The sequence below is a fragment of the Pseudonocardia sp. NPDC049154 genome, from assembly GCF_040648315.1.
Lineage (GTDB): Bacteria > Actinomycetota > Actinomycetes > Mycobacteriales > Pseudonocardiaceae > Pseudonocardia.
Genome location: NZ_JBEZDN010000084.1, coordinates 1 through 17,419 on the forward strand (window position 1 = coordinate 1; position 17,419 = coordinate 17,419).

17 protein-coding genes and 2 pseudogenes are annotated in these 17,419 nt (G+C 73.0%); 12 read left to right on the forward strand and 7 right to left on the reverse strand.

Annotation, left to right across the window (positions count from 1 at the left end; all coding sequences use genetic code 11):
• Nucleotides 1–143: 143 nt before the first annotated feature.
• On the reverse strand, nucleotides 144–1,148 hold the full coding sequence (locus AB0B41_RS29835) for a nitronate monooxygenase (protein ID WP_358209180.1): 1,005 nt from the start codon (nucleotides 1,146–1,148) through the stop codon (nucleotides 144–146).
• Between the two features lie 89 nt (nucleotides 1,149–1,237).
• Between AB0B41_RS29835 and AB0B41_RS29840 the strand changes: the two genes are divergently transcribed.
• The 7 genes from AB0B41_RS29840 to AB0B41_RS29870 are packed head-to-tail and all read left to right on the forward strand — an operon-like array spanning nucleotide 1,238 to nucleotide 9,207.
• Complete coding sequence (locus AB0B41_RS29840; RefSeq protein ID WP_358209182.1) at nucleotides 1,238–2,533, forward strand: epoxide hydrolase family protein; 1,296 nt, start codon at nucleotides 1,238–1,240, stop codon at nucleotides 2,531–2,533.
• Complete coding sequence (locus AB0B41_RS29845) at nucleotides 2,530–3,360, forward strand: enoyl-CoA hydratase-related protein (protein WP_358209184.1); 831 nt, start codon at nucleotides 2,530–2,532, stop codon at nucleotides 3,358–3,360. Before AB0B41_RS29840 ends, AB0B41_RS29845 begins: the two co-directional genes overlap by 4 nt.
• 46 nt (nucleotides 3,361–3,406) lie before the next feature.
• Nucleotides 3,407–4,516, forward strand: a complete 1,110-nt coding sequence (locus AB0B41_RS29850) for an acyl-CoA dehydrogenase family protein (RefSeq protein WP_358209186.1) — start codon at nucleotides 3,407–3,409, stop codon at nucleotides 4,514–4,516.
• 16 nt (nucleotides 4,517–4,532) lie between these two features.
• Nucleotides 4,533–5,732, forward strand: a complete 1,200-nt coding sequence (locus tag AB0B41_RS29855; RefSeq protein WP_358209188.1) for an acyl-CoA dehydrogenase family protein — start codon at nucleotides 4,533–4,535, stop codon at nucleotides 5,730–5,732.
• Between the two features lie 30 nt (nucleotides 5,733–5,762).
• A complete protein-coding gene (locus tag AB0B41_RS29860) occupies nucleotides 5,763–7,238 on the forward strand; it encodes a fatty acid--CoA ligase family protein (RefSeq protein WP_358209190.1) in 1,476 nt (491 codons plus the stop codon).
• Nucleotides 7,235–8,809 carry an AMP-binding protein gene (locus AB0B41_RS29865; protein WP_358209192.1) on the forward strand — a complete coding sequence of 525 codons (1,575 nt, stop codon included), beginning with the start codon at nucleotides 7,235–7,237 and terminating at the stop codon, nucleotides 8,807–8,809. Before AB0B41_RS29860 ends, AB0B41_RS29865 begins: the two co-directional genes overlap by 4 nt.
• The gene (locus AB0B41_RS29870) at nucleotides 8,806–9,207 is read left to right on the forward strand and encodes an HAD family hydrolase (protein ID WP_358209194.1); all 402 of its coding nucleotides are present in this window, start codon (nucleotides 8,806–8,808) and stop codon (nucleotides 9,205–9,207) included. The genes AB0B41_RS29865 and AB0B41_RS29870 overlap by 4 nt, the downstream gene beginning before the upstream one ends.
• Here the strand turns inward: AB0B41_RS29870 and AB0B41_RS29875 are convergent.
• The 6 genes and pseudogenes from AB0B41_RS29875 to AB0B41_RS29900 all read right to left on the reverse strand — a co-directional run bounded on the left by AB0B41_RS29875 (nucleotide 9,204) and on the right by AB0B41_RS29900 (nucleotide 13,581).
• On the reverse strand, nucleotides 9,204–9,950 hold the full coding sequence (locus AB0B41_RS29875; RefSeq protein ID WP_358209196.1) for an FCD domain-containing protein: 747 nt from the start codon (nucleotides 9,948–9,950) through the stop codon (nucleotides 9,204–9,206). The genes AB0B41_RS29870 and AB0B41_RS29875 overlap by 4 nt on opposite strands.
• Before the next feature lie 134 nt (nucleotides 9,951–10,084).
• Nucleotides 10,085–10,327, reverse strand: a complete 243-nt coding sequence (locus tag AB0B41_RS29880; protein WP_358209198.1) for a hypothetical protein — start codon at nucleotides 10,325–10,327, stop codon at nucleotides 10,085–10,087.
• A gap of 82 nt (nucleotides 10,328–10,409) precedes the next feature.
• Complete coding sequence (locus AB0B41_RS29885) at nucleotides 10,410–11,417, reverse strand: AMP-binding protein (RefSeq protein ID WP_358209200.1); 1,008 nt, start codon at nucleotides 11,415–11,417, stop codon at nucleotides 10,410–10,412.
• Between the two features lie 29 nt (nucleotides 11,418–11,446).
• Nucleotides 11,447–11,614: pseudogene (locus AB0B41_RS29890) on the reverse strand (hypothetical protein); the annotation flags it as partial.
• On the reverse strand, nucleotides 11,584–11,907 hold the full coding sequence (locus AB0B41_RS29895) for an AMP-binding protein (RefSeq protein ID WP_358209202.1): 324 nt from the start codon (nucleotides 11,905–11,907) through the stop codon (nucleotides 11,584–11,586). The gene AB0B41_RS29895 and the pseudogene AB0B41_RS29890, both read right to left, overlap by 31 nt.
• 153 nt (nucleotides 11,908–12,060) lie before the next feature.
• Nucleotides 12,061–13,581 carry a fatty acid--CoA ligase family protein gene (locus AB0B41_RS29900; protein ID WP_358209205.1) on the reverse strand — a complete coding sequence of 507 codons (1,521 nt, stop codon included), beginning with the start codon at nucleotides 13,579–13,581 and terminating at the stop codon, nucleotides 12,061–12,063.
• Between the two features lie 183 nt (nucleotides 13,582–13,764).
• Between AB0B41_RS29900 and AB0B41_RS29905 the strand changes: the two are divergent.
• The 5 genes and pseudogenes from AB0B41_RS29905 to AB0B41_RS29925 form a co-directional block, all read left to right on the forward strand.
• Nucleotides 13,765–13,890, forward strand: a pseudogene (locus AB0B41_RS29905) (helix-turn-helix domain-containing protein); the annotation flags it as partial.
• Between the two features lie 301 nt (nucleotides 13,891–14,191).
• Nucleotides 14,192–14,512 (forward strand): hypothetical protein, encoded by a 321-nt coding sequence (locus AB0B41_RS29910; protein WP_358209243.1) that lies wholly within the window; start codon nucleotides 14,192–14,194, stop codon nucleotides 14,510–14,512.
• Nucleotides 14,509–14,976 carry a hypothetical protein gene (locus AB0B41_RS29915; RefSeq protein ID WP_358209245.1) on the forward strand — a complete coding sequence of 156 codons (468 nt, stop codon included), beginning with the start codon at nucleotides 14,509–14,511 and terminating at the stop codon, nucleotides 14,974–14,976. Before AB0B41_RS29910 ends, AB0B41_RS29915 begins: the two co-directional genes overlap by 4 nt.
• A 103-nt stretch (nucleotides 14,977–15,079) precedes the next feature.
• Nucleotides 15,080–16,543: an aldehyde dehydrogenase family protein gene (locus AB0B41_RS29920; RefSeq protein WP_358209207.1), complete on the forward strand. Its 1,464-nt coding sequence runs from the start codon at nucleotides 15,080–15,082 to the stop codon at nucleotides 16,541–16,543.
• Nucleotides 16,544–16,554: 11 nt separating this feature from the next.
• A complete protein-coding gene (locus AB0B41_RS29925) occupies nucleotides 16,555–17,409 on the forward strand; it encodes a mycofactocin-coupled SDR family oxidoreductase (protein ID WP_358209209.1) in 855 nt (284 codons plus the stop codon).
• The last annotated feature ends 10 nt before the right edge of the window (nucleotides 17,410–17,419 follow it).

Sequence of the window (17,419 nt, forward strand, 5' to 3'; positions counted from 1 at the left end):
CGGGCGCACCCACCACTGCCCGCCCCCGCAGCCGCAGCGGAGCCGCGGGCCCCCGCCGGCGGGCCCGCGGCTGCCCAGGGCCAGACACCCCGCAGGCGAGCCCGGGAAGAGGGCGCCCCCCCCCCCCCCCCGCGACACCTGCGTCAGACGGCCGAGGTCTCGAGCGCCTCGTCCACGAGGCGCGCGGCCTCGGCCATGTCCGGCACCTCGCAGGCGGCGACGTACTCCGCGCGCAGCCTGCGCACGAGCTCGGCAACCGTGGGCACGTCGTGGATCAGCTCCAGGCCCTGCCCGCCGCTCCAGAGGTTCTTCCACGGCTTGACGTGCTCGGGCAGGTGGTCGTGACGCATGGCCTTGCCGGGCGTGGGCAGGTTCTCCGGATCCAGCCCGACCAGGCGCATCGACTCGACGAGCCAGTTCGCGGGCACCCCGGAGATGGCCCCGGTGTAGTTCAGCCCGGTGGCGTTCCCGTCCACCAGCATCTGCTTGTGCTCGGGCTTCGCGCCGGACTCCTGGGTCGCGATGAACCGCGTGCCCATGTAGGCCAGGTCGGCGCCGAGCACCTCCGCGGCGCGCACGGCCGCGCCGGTGGTCACGGCGCCCGCCATGATCACCGTGCCGTCGAAGATCTCTCGGATGCGGGGGACGAGGGCGAGGTGGCTGACCGTGCCCGAGTGGCCGCCGCCGCCCGCCCCGATGCAGGTCAGGCCGTCGGCGCCCGCCGCGGCCGCCTTCTCGGCGAACCGCACCGAGGTGACGTCGCAGTACACGAGCTTGCCGTGGTCGTGGGAGCGCTTGATCAGCTCGGTCGGGTTGCCGGTCGCGCTGATCACGATCCGCACGCCGTAGCGGTCCAGCAGGTCGAGGTGCGCCTCCAGCACGTCCGGCGGGAACTGGGTCGCCAGGTTGACCGCGAGCGGCCCGATCCGGGCGCCGGGGTTCGCGTCGGCGTGGGCGTCGAGGTCCGCGCGCAGATCGACGAGCCACTGCTCGAACTGCTCCATCGTGCGCACGTTCTGTCGGGGCAGGCCGCCGATCAGCCCGGCCTTGCACGCCTCGCCGACGAGGGCAGGGTTGCTCACGAGGAACATCGGCGCGCAGACCGCAGGCAGGGTCAACGCGGAGCGGATCTCGGGATCGAGTGGCATGGGGCTCCTCGCGGTCACGGCGCCGGGGCCGCAGTGGTCGGGACGACTAAAGGCTACTCTATTCCGCGATGAGGCTCTATCCTCGTGCCATGACCCGCGTGCTGCGCGACGATGCGTCGCCGATCCAATCGCTGGAGCTCGCGATCTCCGAAGACGAGGTCGCGGACCTCCGTGCCCGGCTCCGGGCGACCCGGTGGCCCCCGGAGGTCGACGAGGTCGCGGGCGGCCGCGACCCGTGGGCGGCGGGGATGCCGGTGTCCGCCCTGCGCGAGCTGACCGCGGACTGGGCGGGGTTCGACTGGCGGTCGCGCGAGCAGGAGATGGCTGCGTTGCCCCACGTGGTGGTTCCGACCAGCGACCCTGCCGTCTCCCACATCCATGCGGTGCACGTGCGGGGCACCGGCCCCGCCCCGCTCCCACTGGTGATGACGCACGGCTGGCCGAGCACCTTCCACGAGTGGCACCGGGTGATCGGCCCGCTCACGGACCCGGCTGCCCACGGCGGGGATCCGGCGGACGCGTTCCACGTCGTCACGCCGTCGCTGCCGGGGTACGGCTTCTCGGCCGCCCCGACCCTGCCCGGGGTCTCGCCCCGGCGCGTCGCCGGGATCTGGGTCGAGCTCATGGCGGCCCTGGGCTACGACCGGTTCGGCGCCCACGGCTGCGACTGGGGCTCGTTCGTGACGTCACTGATCGGCCTCGACCACCCGGACCGGGTGGTCGGGGTGCACATGGGGATGGTCAGCCTCGGGGCGCCCGCCGAGCCGGGGGAGGCCACCGAGGCGGACGCCGCGTACAAGGCGCGGGTCCGCGCGTGGCGCCGGCACGAACACGGCTACGTCGGGATTCAGGGCACCAAGCCGGCCACCCTGGCCGCGGGCCTGACCGACTCGCCCGCCGGCCTGGCGGCGTGGGTCGGGGAGAAGTGGTCGACCTGGTCGGACCGGGACGAGGCGGGGACCCCGCTGGTGCCGCGCGAGGACCTGCTGACCACGCTCTCGCTCTACTGGTTCACCCGGACCATCGGCAGCGCGAACAGGCTCTACTACGAGAGCCAGCGGGACCCGGTGGTGCTTGCCCGTGGGCAGCGGGTCGAGGTCCCGTCCGGGTTCCTGCTGGAGACGGCGGGTGACCAGCGCGCGGACGGCCGCAACCGCGGCACCGCGGCCGTGCCGCGCTTCGGCGCGCCCCCGCGCCGGCGGGTGGAGCGTGCCTTCGACGTGCAGCGCTGGACCGAGACGACCGTCGGTGGGCACTTCCCGGCGCTGGAGACGCCGGAGCTGTTCGTGGACGAGGTGCGGGCCTTCTTCCGGCCGCTACGGCAACAGGCGCCGCGCGAACAGGCGCTGCGAGGACCGACCAGGACGACGGAGGGAACAGCGTGAACGAGGAGGCAACGGCCACCGGGCTGGAGGTGGTCTGGGACGGCCCCGTCCTACGCCTGACCATCGCCCGGGAGAAGGCGGGCAACGCGCTGGCGGCCGCCACCCTGGTCGCCCTGCGCGAGGCGCTCGACGAGGCGGCCCGCTCGGACGAGGTGCGCGTGGTGGCGCTGACCGCGGTGGGCAAGAACTTCTGCACCGGCGTGGACCTGGCCGAGGCCAACGCGCCGATGAAGGTCGCCGAGGGCGAGAAGCCGGTGAAGCCGCGGATCGGGCACCACTCCCGGCGGATCGACCTGGGTGCACACGGCCTCGTCGAGGCGTTCACCGAGCTACGGCTGCCGGTCGTCGTCGGCGTCCGCGGCTGGGCGGCGGGGATCGGCAACTCACTGGCGCTGCTGTCGGACTACATCGTCGCCTCGGAGACCGCGAAGTTCTGGACCCCCTTCGTGGGCCGTGGGTTCACGCCGGACAGCGGGTCGACCTGGCTGCTGCCGCGGCTGATCGGGCTGGCCAGGGCCAAGGAGATGGTGCTGCTCGGCCGTCCGGTGGACGCCGCCAGGGCCGAGCGCTGGGGGATGGTCAACGACGTCGTCCCGGACGCCGAGCTGGAGAAGCGGTTCGAGGAGACCGTGCAGGAGTTCGCTGCGGCGGCCACCGTGTCGGTCGGACTGGCGAAGGTCATGCTGCACCGTCACCTGGACGCGGACCTCGGCCAGGCGCTGCGCGAGGAGAGCCTGATGGAGGAGGTCTCGCTGCGCAGCGCGGACTTCAAGGAGGGCATCGCCTCGCTGCGCGAGCGCCGGGCCCCGAACTACGAGGGCCGGTGAGCGCGATGAGCCCGACCCGACGATCTGCGGAGTGGAGGTGGCCGCGGTGCCACTGACCTTGACCGACGAGCAGCAGGAGCTCGCGACGTCCCTGCGCCGGTTCCTCGCCGACAAGGCCCCCCGGGATACCGTGCGAGCGTGGGCGGAGGCCGGCGAGGGCATCGATCCCGCCGTCTGGCGCCAGATGGCCGGGCAGCTCGGGCTGCAGGGCATCGCGATCCCGGAGGAGTACGGCGGGTCCGGCTTCGGGCCGGTCGAGCTGGGGGTGGTGCTCGAGGAGATGGGCCGGGTCGTGCTGCCCGGGCCCTTCTTCGGCACCGTGGCGCTGGCGGGCCAGGCGCTCGTCGCGAGCGCGGACACGGACGCGATGCAGCGCTGGCTGCCGGGCATCGCGGACGGCACGCTGACCGCGACTGTCGCGCTGAGCGAAGGGGACGGGCCCGCGCTGCTCGAGCCGGCCACCACCGCCACCCCATCCGGGGACGGCTGGACGCTCTCCGGCCGGAAGAAGCTGGTGGTGGACGGGGACACGGCCGCGCTGCTGCTGGTCGTCGCTGCCGCCCCCGAGGGGCCGTCGCTGTTCGCCGTCGAGGCCGGTGCGACCGGGCTGACCCGGCGCAGGCAGGACGCGCTGGACATCACCCGCATCGTGGCCGCCGTGGAGCTGGACGGAACCCCCGCGGTCCGGATCGGGCCCGCCGGGGACGCCGCGTTCCTGCGCCGGGTCGTCGACCTCGCCGTGGCCGCGCTGGCGGCCGAGCAGGTCGGCGGTGCGTCCGGCTGCCTCGCGGAGTCGGTGGAGTACGGGAAGACCCGCGTGCAGTTCGGCAGGCCCATCGGCTCGTTCCAGGCGATCAAGCACAAGTGCGCGGACATGCTGCTCGAGGTCGAAGCGGCCCGGTCGGCGGCGCTGCATGCGATCTCGGCGGCGGACGAGGCGCTCGACGAGCTCGCGGTCTCCGCGGCCGTCGCCGGGTCGTACTGCGCCGCCGCGTACACGCACGCGGCGAAGGAGAACATCCAGATCCACGGCGGCATCGGGTTCACCTGGGAGCACGACGCGCACCTGCATCTGAAGCGGGCGAAGTCCGGGGAGCGGTTGCTCGGCTCACCGGTCGCCCATCGCGCGCGGCTGGCCGCGCTGGTCGGGATCTGAGCGTGAGGAGACCACGATGACGACGACCGAGCAGACCGCACCTGCGGTGCGGACCGGCGAGGAGACGGACGAGGAGTTCCGCGCCCGGCTGCGCGCCTTCCTCGCCGAGAACCACCCCGGCAGGCGACCGAAGGACGCGGCGGAGGCGCTTGCCTGGCAGAAGGCATGGCTGGCCACCCTGTTCGACGCCGGCTACGCCGGCCCGGCCTGGCCGCGAGAGTACGGCGGGATGGACCTCAGTTTCGCGCAGCAGGTGATCTACCAGGAGGAGTACGCCCGGGCCCGGGTCCCGGGCCCGCTCGCCACCGGCCTCGGCATCGCCGGCCCCACCGTGATCAAGTACGGCACGCCTGAGCAGAAGGAGCGCTGGCTGGGCCCGATGCTGCGCGGCGAGAAGGTGTGGGCGCAGGCGTACTCCGAGCCCGAGGCGGGGTCGGACCTGCCGGCGCTGCGGACGACCGCTCGCCGGGACGGCGACGAGTACGTCGTCAACGGGCAGAAGGTCTGGAACACCCGGGCCGAGATCGCCGACATCCTGTTCACGCTGGTCCGCACCGGTGAGCCGGACTCCCGGCAGAAGGGGATCAGCTACCTCATCATCGACGCGCACGCGCCGGGGGTGACCGTCCGGCCGCTGCGCGACCTGACCGGGGGCGCGGACTTCTCCGAGATCTTCTTCGACGACGTCCGGGTGCCGGTCGTGGACCGCGTCGGCGAGGAGAACGACGGCTGGCGGCTCGTTCGCACCAGCCTCGGCCACGAGCGGGCCGCGGGCGCGATGAACCAGGCCTCGCTGTACCGCCGGGTCCTGGACGAGCTGATCGCGCTGGCCCGCGAGCGCGGCGCGTCCGAGGACCCGCTGGTGCGGGACCGGTTGGCCCGCTTCGAGATCGAGGTCCGGATCATGCGCTACACCGGGATGCGGACCATCTCCGACATCATCTCCCGCGGCGAGCCGGGGCCCGCGTCGTCGACCTCACGGCTGTTCACCACGACGTTCGAGCAGGAGCTGCACGAGTTCGCGGTCGAGTTGCTGGGCGACGACGGCATCCTCGGCCGGAAGGACCCCGACGCCGTGCAGAAGGGCCGGTGGGTGTGGGGCTTCCTGCGCACCAGGGCGTCGACCATCGGCGCCGGAACCGCCGAGATCCAGCGCAACACGATCGCCGAGCAGGTCCTGGGGCTGCCCCGGGACCCGGCCATGCCGCCGCGCTGACACCGATGAACTTCCTCGAGAGGGATCCTCGTGACCACAGTCGATGACGTGCAGTCCGAGACCGCCGGGTCCGGCACCGTCCGGGACGTCGTCGCGCGCACCGCGCGGACGGCGCCCGACACCGTGGCCGTCGCCGAGCTCGACGGCCGCTCCTGGACCTTCGCCGAGCTCGCCGCAAAGGTGGACGAGTATGCGGCCGAGATCCCTGCGGGCGCCCGTCGCGTCGGCGTCCACGCCGGCAACGACAACGACAGTGTGGCCCGGCTCTGCGCGGTGTGGCAGAGCGGCGCCTCCGCGGTGCTGCTCGGCGCGCTGCTGCCGGACGCGGAGGCCGCCCGCCGGGTCGACGAGGCCTGGTGCGACGCGGTGCTCGGGCGCTCCGGGATCACGCCGCGGCTCGCACCCGGGGAGTCCCCGGCGGAGCCGGACGAGGCGCTGGTGGTCTTCACCTCCGGCACCACGGGACGGCCGAAGGGGACGGTGCTGACCGTCGGGGGCCTCGGGCGCTCGCTGGAGGGCATCGCCGTGGGCAGCGGGCTGCCCCGAGAGGGCAGGATGCCCACCGTCCCGCCCCGGCGGCCGTCGCCGATCTTCACCCCGCTCGCCCACATGGCGGGCGCGCTGGGCGTCATCTCCGGGTGGTACACCGGCAAGCCGTTGCTGATCGTGCCCAAGTTCAACGCGGACGTCGCGTTGCGGCTGGTCGACGAGTTCGGCGTCAACGTGCTGAAGCTGACCCCGGCGATGGTGTTCGACCTCGCACACCGACCGGGTGACCGGACCCTCGGCGGGGTCCGGTCGGTCACCGTCGGGACCGCTCCGATCCCGGACAGCACCCGGGAGGTGTTCGAGCGGCGGTACGGGCTGCCCGTGCTCCGGAACTACGGGCAGACCGAGTTCTCCGGCGCCATCGCGTTCGAGCGGTACGACGACGTCGTCGCCGGTCGGCGCCCGCAGGGCACCGTCGGGCGAGTGGCGCCGGGCGTCGAGGTACGGATCGAGGCACCGGACGGGACGCTGCTGGGCCCTGGTGAGCCCGGTGAGATCGTCGCCCGCGGCGGCGGGTCGATGGCGGGGTACATCGGCCCGGACGGCCGGCCGGTCTCGCCCGGGCCTCAGGGTTGGGTGCACACCGGCGACCTGGGGACGATCGACGAGGACGGATTCGTCTTCATTCTGGGCCGGGTGCGCGAGATGATCCTCTGCGGCGGCTTCAACGTGTACCCGGCCGTCGTGGAGGCCGCGTTGAACAAGCTCCCCGGGATCATCGACAGCACTGTCGCCGGTATCGAGGACGAGCGGCTCGGCGAGGTCCCGGTGGCAGTCGTCGTCTCGGAGGGCGATCTTCCGCCCTTCGAGGAGCTGCGCACCGCGCTGCGCGCGGAACTGGCGCCGTACGAGATCCCGCGCCGGATCGTGCGGGTCGAGGCGTTGCCGCGCACCGAGAACGGCAAGCCGGACCGCCCCGGGGTCGTCCGGGCGGTGAGCGCGGAGCTCGTGCCATGAGCACGGCGCTGCCTCCGCTGGACGCGCACGGGCTCGTCCGCTGGTCGCCGAAGTCGCCGCCTGCGGGACCGCGCACGGTCGCGGCCGTCCTCGATGGGGTCCTCGAGGAGGACCCGGACCGGCTCGCCGTGGTCGGCGACGACGATGCCCTGACCTACGCGGAGCTCGACACCGCGGTGAACCGGGTGGCTGCGGTGCTGCGGGAAGAGGGGCTACAGCCCGGCGACCGGGTGGCGATGTGCCTGCCGAACTCGGCGGACATCGTGGTCGGGTTCCTCGCCGCCATGCGGCTCGGCGCGATCTGGGTCGGCATCAACCGCGCGCTCGCCGCGCCCGAGCGCGAGACGATCCTCGCAGACAGCGGGGCCACGCTGCTGCTTGCCGAGCCGGGGTCCCCGGACCTCGTCGGACCCCGCACCCTGCGGCTGGACGAGGAGCTGCGGGCCCGCCTCGCGGCGGCGTCGGACGCCCGCCCGGACGTCGTGGTGGACCCGGACGCCCCCGCGGCGATCGCCTATACGAGCGGGACGACCGGGACCCCGAAGGGGGCGGTGCACAGCCAGCACAACATGCTGCTCCCGGCGGTGAACTCGCTGCTGGAGGGCGCGATCCCGGTATCGTCACGGCAGGGCGTGGTGCTGCCGCTGACGATCCTGAACCTGCAGATCCTCGGCCCGGTGTCGACCTTCGTCTGCGGTGCCACGTGCGTCCCGCTGCGGCGGATCGACGTCCTGGGCCTCGCCGAGGGCGTCCGCAGGCATCGGGTGCAGCGGATGTCCGTCCCCCCGACCACGGCCTACGACTTGCTGACCCGACCCGAGATCCGCACCGAGGACATCGAGTCGCTGACCGAGCTCGGGGTCGGCGGGGCTGGCGCGCCACCCGGGCTCAACCAGCGCTACCGGGCGCGGTTCGGACGTCTCTTCAGCACCAGCTACGGGCTGACCGAGGCGCCCACGGCCGCGACGATCGACACCCGGGACGACCGCCCCGAGGGGAGCGCGGGCCAGGCGCTCGGGCACCTTGTGGTGACCGTGACCGACCCGGACGGCGCGCCGCTCCCGGCCGGCGAGGAGGGCGAGATCCGGGTGGGACCGCGCACCCAGGGCCCCTTCGCGGACGTGTTCCGCCCGATGCTCGGCTACTGGAACCGACCGGACGCCACCGTCCAGGCGGTGACCGGGGACGGCTGGCTCCGCACCGGTGACCAGGGCAGGCTTGAGCCGGACGGCTCGCTCGTGGTGGTCGGTAGGCGCAACGACCTGATCGTCCGCGGTGGGGCAAACGTGTACCCGGCCGAGGTCGAGCAGGCGTTGTGCACCCATCCCGACGTCGCCGAGGCAGCCGTCGTCGGCCGGCCGGATGAGCGCCTGGGGGAGACCGTCGTCGCGGTGGTGCGGCGGCGGGCGGGCGCGGAGCTCGACGAGGAGGAGCTGCGGTCCTACTGCGGGGAGCGACTGGCCCGGTACAAGGTGCCCGCCGAGATCCGATTCGTGGCCGAACTGCCCCGCAATGCGATGGGGAAGGTCGTGAAGAAGCTGGTGCGAGCCCGGCTCGAGGAGGCCGGATGACGGTGACGTGGCTGTTCGACGTCGACGGAACGCTGATCGACGGAATCACCGGCGGGTCGCTTCGTCCCGGCGCGCGGCCCCTGCTCGAGGCCCTACGTGCGCGGGGCGTCCGAGTGGTGCTGTGGAGCTCGGGCGGCGCGGACTACGCCTGGCGAAAGGCCCGGGACAACGGGTTCGACGATCTCGTCGACGAGACGTACTCGAAGGTCCGGGCGGACCCGGACGGTCTGTGGGACCTGCCCGAGGAGTTCGTGCTCGCCCCGCCGGCGGTGCTCGTGGACGACATGTCGCACGAGGTGCCGCCGGTCGGCGAGGTGGTCACGGTGCGCCAGTACCTTGGGCCGAACCCGTACGACACCGGGTTGGCCGCGTTGGTCGAGCGGGCGCTGGCCGCCTAGAAGCCGAGCTCGCGCAGGCTCTGCAGGTGCGCGGCCATGAGACGCTCGGCAGCCTCCGGGTCGCCGGCGAGCACCGCCCCCGCGATCTCCGCGTGCTCCTCGACCAACCGCTCGCCGTCCTGTCGGCGACGAGCGGCGGAGGCGCCCTGCCTGCTGACCGACGTGATGATCTCGGCGAAGAGCTGCAGAGCGCGGTTCCCCGACACCTCGGCCAGGACGACGTGCATGTTCGGCATCTCCTGCCGCATGCCGATGCCGTAGGGGTCGCGCCGCTCGGCCTCGACGACCGCCCGGATCCGGTCCGCAGACGCGTCGTCGACCCGCTGCGCGGCCAACCGGACCGCCAGCAGCTCGATGGGTGGACGGACGTCCTCGAGTTCCTCCACCGTGAGCTGCTGATAGCTCAGCAGCAGGGCGATGGACCGCACCGCCCGGCTCTGGTCCGGAGCCGTGACCACCAACCCGCCGCCCCGCCCCCGGCGGGGTTCGAGCACCTGATGGTCGACGAGGATGCCGGTCGCCTCGCGGAGCACCGTTCGGCTCACGCCGTACCGCTCCTCGAGCTCGACCTGGGTGGCGTAGAGCGACCCGACAGGCCACCCGCGGGCGATCACGTCGAGTTCGATCGCCTCGGCGACGGCCTGCGGGCTCCGCGGCGCGCCGCTGTCGGTGCCATCGGCGCCGGAGGCGTCGGCCACCGGGGTGGCCTGCGCCTCGGGTTCCGGGCCGGGGGTCGCGTCCACGACCTCCTGAGGAGGGTTCACCGCATCCGCTCTCGTGCTGTCGTCGTTCCGTCCGAGGTGAAACGGTAGCCGACGAGGATCGCGGGCGGGTCCGCGCAACCCGTGAGAGGGAGTACCGGACGGGCGCGGTGTGCTCAGTCGGTCCTGCGCAGCCGCGCGGTGCGCAGCCGCGCGACCGCGGCGTCGCCGTCGATCACGGCGTCGAGGACCCGGTCCCACCGCGGCGGGCCGTCACCCGTCAGGCGGCTGAAAATGGCGAGCAGGAGCGCGAAGAGCTGGTTGCCCGCCAGCTCGCACAGCGCGGTCGCGGGATCGCTCGCGGCGCGCAGCGACGCCGGGTCCGGCCCAGGGAATCGCGCCGCGGCCCGCTGCACCACCGGAGCTCGACGGCGGTCCGCACCTCCCGCAGGGACCCGGGGTCGACTGCCCGCCCTGACGGGCGGCACCACAGGAACGACCTCAGGCGCCCCGTCTCCCGCACCCCGCAGCGGGGCGCCACGCGGTGCCGAGGTCGAGGCGCTCGAGCAGACCGGCCTTGCGGATCTTGTTCGTGGGGGTGCGGTCGAGCGCGTCGACGGTGGCGACACAGCCCGGGAGCATGAAGCGCGGGACCCGGTCGGCGAGCCGCTCCCACAAGGCGGCCGGGGAGAAGTCGGCCGGGTCCGCGGGGACCACGACGAGCAGCACCTCGTGGCCCGCGACCCGGTCGGGCAGCCCGACTACTGCGCAGGCCTCGACCGCCGGATCTCCGCCGACGGCCGACTCGAGCGCGGAGGCGGAGATGTTCTCGCCGTGTCTGCGGAGGGTGTCGCGCAGCCGGTCCACGAAGTAGTGGTCGCCGCCGGGATCACGGACCAACGCGTCCCCGGTGCGGTACCAGCCGTCGCGCACCGCCCGCGTCGTGGCCTCCGGATCGACGAGGTAGCCGAGCAGCATCAACGAGCGGGCGGGCGGGCGCACCCACAACTCGCTCATCTGCCCGTCCGGCACGTCCCTGCCCTCGGGGTCCACGACCCGGATGGTGTACCCGCGGCGCGCCCGCCCCACCCAGCGGCGGGTTGCGTCCGCGGAAGGGACCCGGCGGGCGAGGGGAAACCCGGCCTCCGTGCTGCCGTAGCACTCGACGACGCGGACGCCGAAGCGTCGCTCGAACTCCGCGGACAGGGCGGGCCCCGCTCCGCCGAGCACGATCCGGAAGGGGTTGTCGGCGTCGTCCGGTCGTTGGGGGGTGGCGAGCAGCAGGGGGACGAAGGCGGTGGTACTCGTGCACCGGTGGGTGCGCACGTCGTCGAGGAAGGCGCTCGCCGAGAACCGTTCCCGCAGCACGACGCGGCCGCCGACCTCCGCTATCGCGAGCAGCGGGCTGCGGCCGGTGACGTGGAAGCTTGGGTGGCAGCAGTAGACGGCGTCGTCGGGCCGAGGCGGGACCGGGGGATCCGCCCGATCGTCGACGCCAGCTGCGCCCACGGGATCACGACACCCTTGGCGGGTCCCGTGGTTCCGGACGTGTAGATCACGCAGGCGGGATCCTCGGGGGCGGGGAGGCGATCGACGTCCGCGGGCGGCCCCGCGGCCACCTCGGGCGGGCCGCGCTCGACCTCGACGACCTTTAACCCGGGCACCGCGGCCGCGGTCACGACGTCGACGGACTCGGGGCGGACCACGGCGAGCCGGGCCTTCGGCAGCGTGAGGGCGTGGACGAGGAAGTCCCGCGCAGCTCCGGGTTCACCGGCACCTCGAGCGCGCCGAGCAGTGCCGCGCCCCACCACAGTCCGAGGGAGTCGATCGAGGTCGGGACCAGCGTCACCAGCCGGTCGCCGCGCCGGACACCACGCGTCGCCAGCCAACCCGCCCAGCGCCGCGTCAGGTCCCACCCCTCCCCGCACGTGGCGGTGCGCCCGGTGACCTCGACCAGGAACGGGCGGCCCGGTTCCCGTTCGGCCCACCGGGCGATCATGCGCGGCAGCACGAAGTCCGGATCGAGGGCTACGGCGGCGGGATTCGTCGTCGTGGGCGGGCGGGTCCGACGCGGGCGACGGTGGGAGGTCCGGGCCGACCCCCCGGCCCGGTACAGCTTCGCTGCCTGCGGTCGTACCGGTCTCCTCGCGGGTCAGGTGTGGAACAGGGCCACGACGTCCGGCCTGCTCACCTTGAGAGACGGAGTTCGGGGAAGGGCGTCGACGATCCTGATCTCGGTGGGCAGGTGGTAACGCGCGAGCCGCTCGGCGAGGAACGCCCGCAGGTCGGCGGGAGTCGTCGCCGGGGCGTCCGGGAGGAGCGTGACGGCTGCGACGGGGACCTGGCCCAGCCGCTCGTCCGGGAGCCCGACGGCCGAGGCGTCCCGGACCGCGGGGTGCGCCTCGAGCGCCTCCTCGATCACCGAAGGGACGATCTTGAAGCCGCCGCGGTTGATCACGTCGTCGATCCGACCGTGGATGTAGAGGAAACCGTCGGTGTCCAGGCTCGCGAGGTCGGTCGTGCGGACCCAGCCGCGCTGGGGCAGCTGGGGGCCGCGGGCCTCCAGCAGGCCGGTGGCCCCGGCCGGCAGCGGCTCGCCGGACTCCGGGTCCACGACCCGCATGGTGATGCCGCGGTGCGGGCGGCCGACGGAACCCCGCTTGCGGTCACCCCACTCCTCGTGCAGCGCCAGGTCCCAGCTGGCGACCGCACCCGCGAACTCGGTGGCGCCGTAGGTGGCGAGGATCGGGATGCCGAAGCGTTCCCGGAAGCGGTCCGCGTCGTCCGGGTCGAGGGCGGCGGTACCGGAGGTGGCAGTGAGCACGCCGGCGAAGGCGTCCGGAGGGAGATCGGACCGCAGCACCATGCGCAGCGCCGCGGGAGGCAGGCCGATGACCTTCGGCCTCGTCCGGCGCACGAGCTCGGCCCAGGGCTCGACCTCGAAGCGCTCCAGCAGGGCCGTCGGCTGACCCGAGGCGACGTTCGCCAGGGCGAAGTAGAGGCCGCCGATGTGCACGAGGGAGGCCCAGAGGATCGCCGGGCGGGACCGGATCCGTATCTCGGTCTCCTCCACGGGGGTCCCGGCAGCGGTGAGCGCCGCCGCGAGCTCCGTGTACCCGAGCCGGACCCGCTTCGGCTTCCCGGTCGTGCCGCTGGTCACCATGAGCACCGCTGTGCCGTCGGGCGCCGATCCTCCCCCTCCGCGGGGGACGTCGGTCGGCACCGTCAGGGCACGATCGGTGCCGGTCCGGACCACGACGGCCGCCACCGCCGCCGCGGCCTCGGGCACGCGCGGACGGTCCAGGTCCTCCGGATCCGCCACGACGACCCCGGGGGCGAGCTGGCGGAGGTCCTCCTCCAGGGCGACGTCGCCATGGAACGGGCTGAGGATGACGACCTCGCGCCCCGTGGCGATGGTGGCGACGAGCGCGGCGAAGGTCGCGGGCCTGTTGCGCAGCACGATCCCGACCCGGTGCGTGCCGGCCCGCGAACACACCCCGTCGAGGTCGGCGACAGCTTGCCCGAGCCACGACCAGGGCAGGACACGGTCACCGACGAGCAACGCGGCGTCGTCGGGCGCCGCCTCAAGGACGGCACGGATCCGAAGGGACAGCGCAGGTGGGTTCGAGATCTCGACCGAGGCCACCTCCGGTGTCACGTCGATGTCCGCCACGGTGCTCCTCCCGACCGCCTCTAAGATGTCGTAGAGCTGCTGCGGTCAATCAATGAGTACCATCTGTGCCCGCTTCGGCCAATGGTCCGGTGGGGCTGGGCCGCTCCCGAGGGGAGTGGTCGGCGCAATCAAGGGGTGGGGAGTCCTCGGACCCGGCGGTCCAGCGCCGAGGTGCGCGCACTGATGGTGGCCGCGGCGCGCGCGCTCTTCCGTGACCAGGGCTTCGAGGCGACCAACACGAAGGCGATCGCGGACCGAGCGGGCGTGGCCGAGTCCATGATCTTCCGGCACTTCGGCAGCACGGAGGGCCTGCTGGAGCAGGCAGTGCTCACCCCGTTCGTCGACTTCGTGTCGGACTTCGTCGCGGAGTGGGCCCGGCGGGCGCCCGTCGAGGCGGCTCGTCCCGGGGGTGGAGCGGGTATGAGGAATTTCGTCGGGAATCTCGCCGTGCGGCATCCCTCCGGCTCGTCGGTGTCCTCGTCTCCCTGGTGGTGTTGCTCGGTGTCACAGCGGCCGTCCTCGCGGTCGTCGGCCACGCCCAGGACCGGGTGCGGCCGACGACCGCGCGGAGGTCACCGCGACCGCGCAGTCGGTCGCGACGTCGTTGACCATGTTGAGCGCCCAGAACGCCCAGCAGCACGTCGACGACCTGCTCGGACAGGCGACGGGCACCTTCCGGCACCCGCTGGTCGGGTACTCGGGGCTGGTCACGTCCGTGCTGCAGCAGGGACAGGTGGCCTCGGCGGGCTCGGTGACCGCCGCCGCGGTCGAGGCCCTCGCCGCCAACTCCGCCACCGCCCTCGTCACGGTCGCCACGACCGTGACCAACACCCAGGTCACCGATGGCTTGCAGCGCTTCTATCGGACCGCGATGGGGCTGCAGCGCGCAGGTGGTCGCTGGCTCGCCTCGAGTGCGGATGTGATCGGATGACGTCGTTGCACGAGACTGCCCATGAGAACGTGGCCGAGGAGACGGCGACCGGGGGTGCGCGGCCGCCGCCGGCACCGAGGTCGAGGGCCGAGCGGGCGGGTCAGGAGGCCCTCGACGCTGTCCGGAGCGAGCTGCCGATGGTCCTGTCCTACTCGGCGCCCACCCTCGACGCGGATCTCGACCCCGCCCGCGGCGTGGTCACAGGCACGTTCGCCGAGCAGTTCGACCAGGTCGCAGCGAGCGTCATCGCCCCGCAGACCCGATCGGCGATGATCACGACCTCGGCCACCGTGAACCGGGCAGGGCTGGCTCAGGCGCGCCGGACCGCGTCGACACGTTGGTGTTCGTGGACCAGACCACGACCACCCGGGACCAGGCCCAGCCGCGTGACCCAGAGCCAGGTCAGGGTGGTTCTGCTCCCCGTCGAGGGTCGCTGGCTGATCTCCGAGGTCAGCCCCCTCTGAGAACGGCGCTTGCGCCCGCGGGCCTGCCCACTGAGTATCATCTATGCCATGCTCGGTGCGGACGGTGTCCGCCGCCGGGGAGAGCTTCGAAGGAGAGGCGCACATGCCCCTGACCCAGGCCCCGCTGTCCGTCCTGCCCAGTCCCGGGCTCCTGATCGACGGCGAGCGCGTGAAGGAGTCCAGCGGCGGGGTGTTCGAGCACCGCTACGCCGCCACCGGAGCGGTGACGAGCGAGGTCGTGCTGGGTGGGGCAGCCGAGATCAACCAGGCCGTGGCCTCGGCCAGGCGGGCCTTCGAGACGTGGCGGACGACGTCGGTAGCGGTGCGCCGCACCGCCCTGCTGCGGCTCGGCCAACTGCTCGTCGAGCATGCGGACCAGTTCGGAGCCCTCGGGACTCTGGACAACGGCACGCCGGGGGTGCTCACCGCGAGCGCCGCGCCCGCGGCTGCGGACCTGTTCGTCTACAACGCGGGTTGGGCAGACAAGATCGGCGGTGAGGTGGTCCCCGCCTACAACTCCCCGTCGTTCGACTACACGCTCGACGAGCCCTACGGCGTCGTCGGCGTGATCATCCCGTGGAACGGGCCGCTGATCTCGTGCGGCATGGTGCTCGGGCCCGCGCTGGCCGCAGGCAACTGCGTCGTGCTGAAGCCGCCGGAGCTCGCGCCGTACTCGGCGCTGCGCCTCGGCGAGCTGTTCCTGGAGGCGGGCTTTCCGCCCGGCGTCGTGAACGTGGTGCCCGCAGGACCGGAGGGCGGCGAAGCACTGGTCCGGCACAAGGACGTGGACAAGGTCCACTTCACCGGTAGCGGCGCCACCGCGCAGAAGGTGCTGGCGTCCGCGCTGCAGACGCTCAAGCCGGTCGGCCTGGAGCTGGGCGGCAAGTCCGCGTGCCTGATCTTCGCCGACGCCGACGTCGAGGCCGCTGCGCAGCAGGCGATCAGCGGAATCTTCCAGCTGTCCGGGCAGGGCTGCATCAACGGCACCCGGATCCTGGTCGAACGGCCGGTGTACGAGCAGGTCACCGCGATGCTCGGGCGGATGGCCGAGCACGCGCCGATCGGCGACCCGCAGGATCCCGCGGTGCTGCTCGGACCGGTGGTCAACGAGGCCGCCGCCGACCGGATCACGGGGGTGATCGGCGAGGCCCGGGGGAGCGGTGCCCGGCTGGTTGCGGGCGGCGACCGGATGGACGGCGACTACGCCTCCGGGTACTTCGTGCGACCCACGGTGTTCGCGGACGTCGATCCCGCGTCGTCGTTGGCGCGCCACGAAGTCTTCGGGCCGGTGCTTGCAGTGCTCCCGTTCGACGACGAGGACGAGGCCGTCCGGATCGCCAACGACACCGAGTTCGGGCTTGCCGCCTACGCCCACACCAACGACTTGCGCCGTGCCCATCGGCTGGCCGCGGACCTGGTGGCGGGCAACGTCTGGATCAACGGCTTCATGGGGATCCCGGGCACCGCGCCGTTCGGTGGCACCCGGGAGAGCGGCTACGGCCGGCTCGGGGGCGTGTGGGGCATTCGGGAGTTCACCCGACCGAAGAACGTGTGGATCGCGGGGTAGGGGAGGACGTCATGGGACGGGTCGAGGGCAAGGTCGCATTCATCACGGGCGCGGGACAGGGACAGGGCCGGGCGCACGCCGTCCGGCTGGCGGAGGAGGGCGCGGACGTCGTCGTCACAGACATCTGCGCCCCTTATCCGGAGCGGGTGCGGTATTCGGCGGCGACGGCCGACGACCTGGACGAGACGAAGCGGCTGGTCGAGAAGACCGGACGACGGTGCGTCGCGGCCGTGGCGGATGTGCGGGACCGGGCAGCCCTCCAGACCGCCGTGGACGCCGGGGTCGCCGAGTTCGGGCGCCTTGACATCGTGTTGGCGAACGCCGGGGTGATCACGTTCCACGACTCGTCGCTGGACATCGACGAGGCGGTCTACGACCTGATCGTCGACACCAATCTCAAGGGGGCCTGGAACACCATCCAGGTGACCGCACCCGTGCTCAAGCGCAACCGGCACGGCGGGTCGATCATCCTCACCAGCTCGGCGGCCGGGCTGCGCGGCCAGCCGCACTACGCGCACTACGCGGCGGCCAAGCACGGCGTCGTCGGGTTGATGCGGACCTTCGCCAACGAGCTCGGCGAGTTCGCGATCCGGGTGAACACGGTGCACCCCACCGGCGTCACCAGCCCGGGCATGGGCGCCAGCTCGGACGTCCCGGAGCTCTACGGGCGAAGCCGCTACTTCCCGTTGGCGGGGATGAACATGCTGCCCAGCTGGGACGCTGAGCCCGAGGCGGAGTATGCCCCGGTCCCGGGTCTCGCGGAGGCCGAGATCTCGAACACGATCCTGTTCCTGGCCTCGGACGAGGCCCGCTACATCACCGGTGTGGCGTTGCCGGTCGACGCGGGGAACACGAACAAGCCCTAAAGGGCACCGA

Bases quoted from the DNA above. Each gene is read 5' to 3' on its own strand.
- AB0B41_RS29920 (WP_358209207.1), top strand. From the start codon at position 15,080: ATGCCCCTGACCCAGGCCCCGCTGTCCGTCCTGCCCAGTCCCGGGCTC.
- AB0B41_RS29855 (WP_358209188.1), top strand. From the start codon at position 4,533: ATGACGACGACCGAGCAGACCGCACCTGCGGTGCGGACCGGCGAGGAG.
- AB0B41_RS29865 (WP_358209192.1), top strand. From the start codon at position 7,235: ATGAGCACGGCGCTGCCTCCGCTGGACGCGCACGGGCTCGTCCGCTGG.
- AB0B41_RS29895 (WP_358209202.1), bottom strand. From the start codon at position 11,907: ATGATCGCCCGGTGGGCCGAACGGGAACCGGGCCGCCCGTTCCTGGTC.
- AB0B41_RS29910 (WP_358209243.1), top strand. From the start codon at position 14,192: ATGTTGAGCGCCCAGAACGCCCAGCAGCACGTCGACGACCTGCTCGGA.
- AB0B41_RS29870 (WP_358209194.1), top strand. From the start codon at position 8,806: ATGACGGTGACGTGGCTGTTCGACGTCGACGGAACGCTGATCGACGGA.
- AB0B41_RS29925 (WP_358209209.1), top strand. From the start codon at position 16,555: ATGGGACGGGTCGAGGGCAAGGTCGCATTCATCACGGGCGCGGGACAG.
- AB0B41_RS29840 (WP_358209182.1), top strand. From the start codon at position 1,238: ATGACCCGCGTGCTGCGCGACGATGCGTCGCCGATCCAATCGCTGGAG.
- AB0B41_RS29915 (WP_358209245.1), top strand. From the start codon at position 14,509: ATGACGTCGTTGCACGAGACTGCCCATGAGAACGTGGCCGAGGAGACG.
- AB0B41_RS29835 (WP_358209180.1), bottom strand. From the start codon at position 1,148: ATGCCACTCGATCCCGAGATCCGCTCCGCGTTGACCCTGCCTGCGGTC.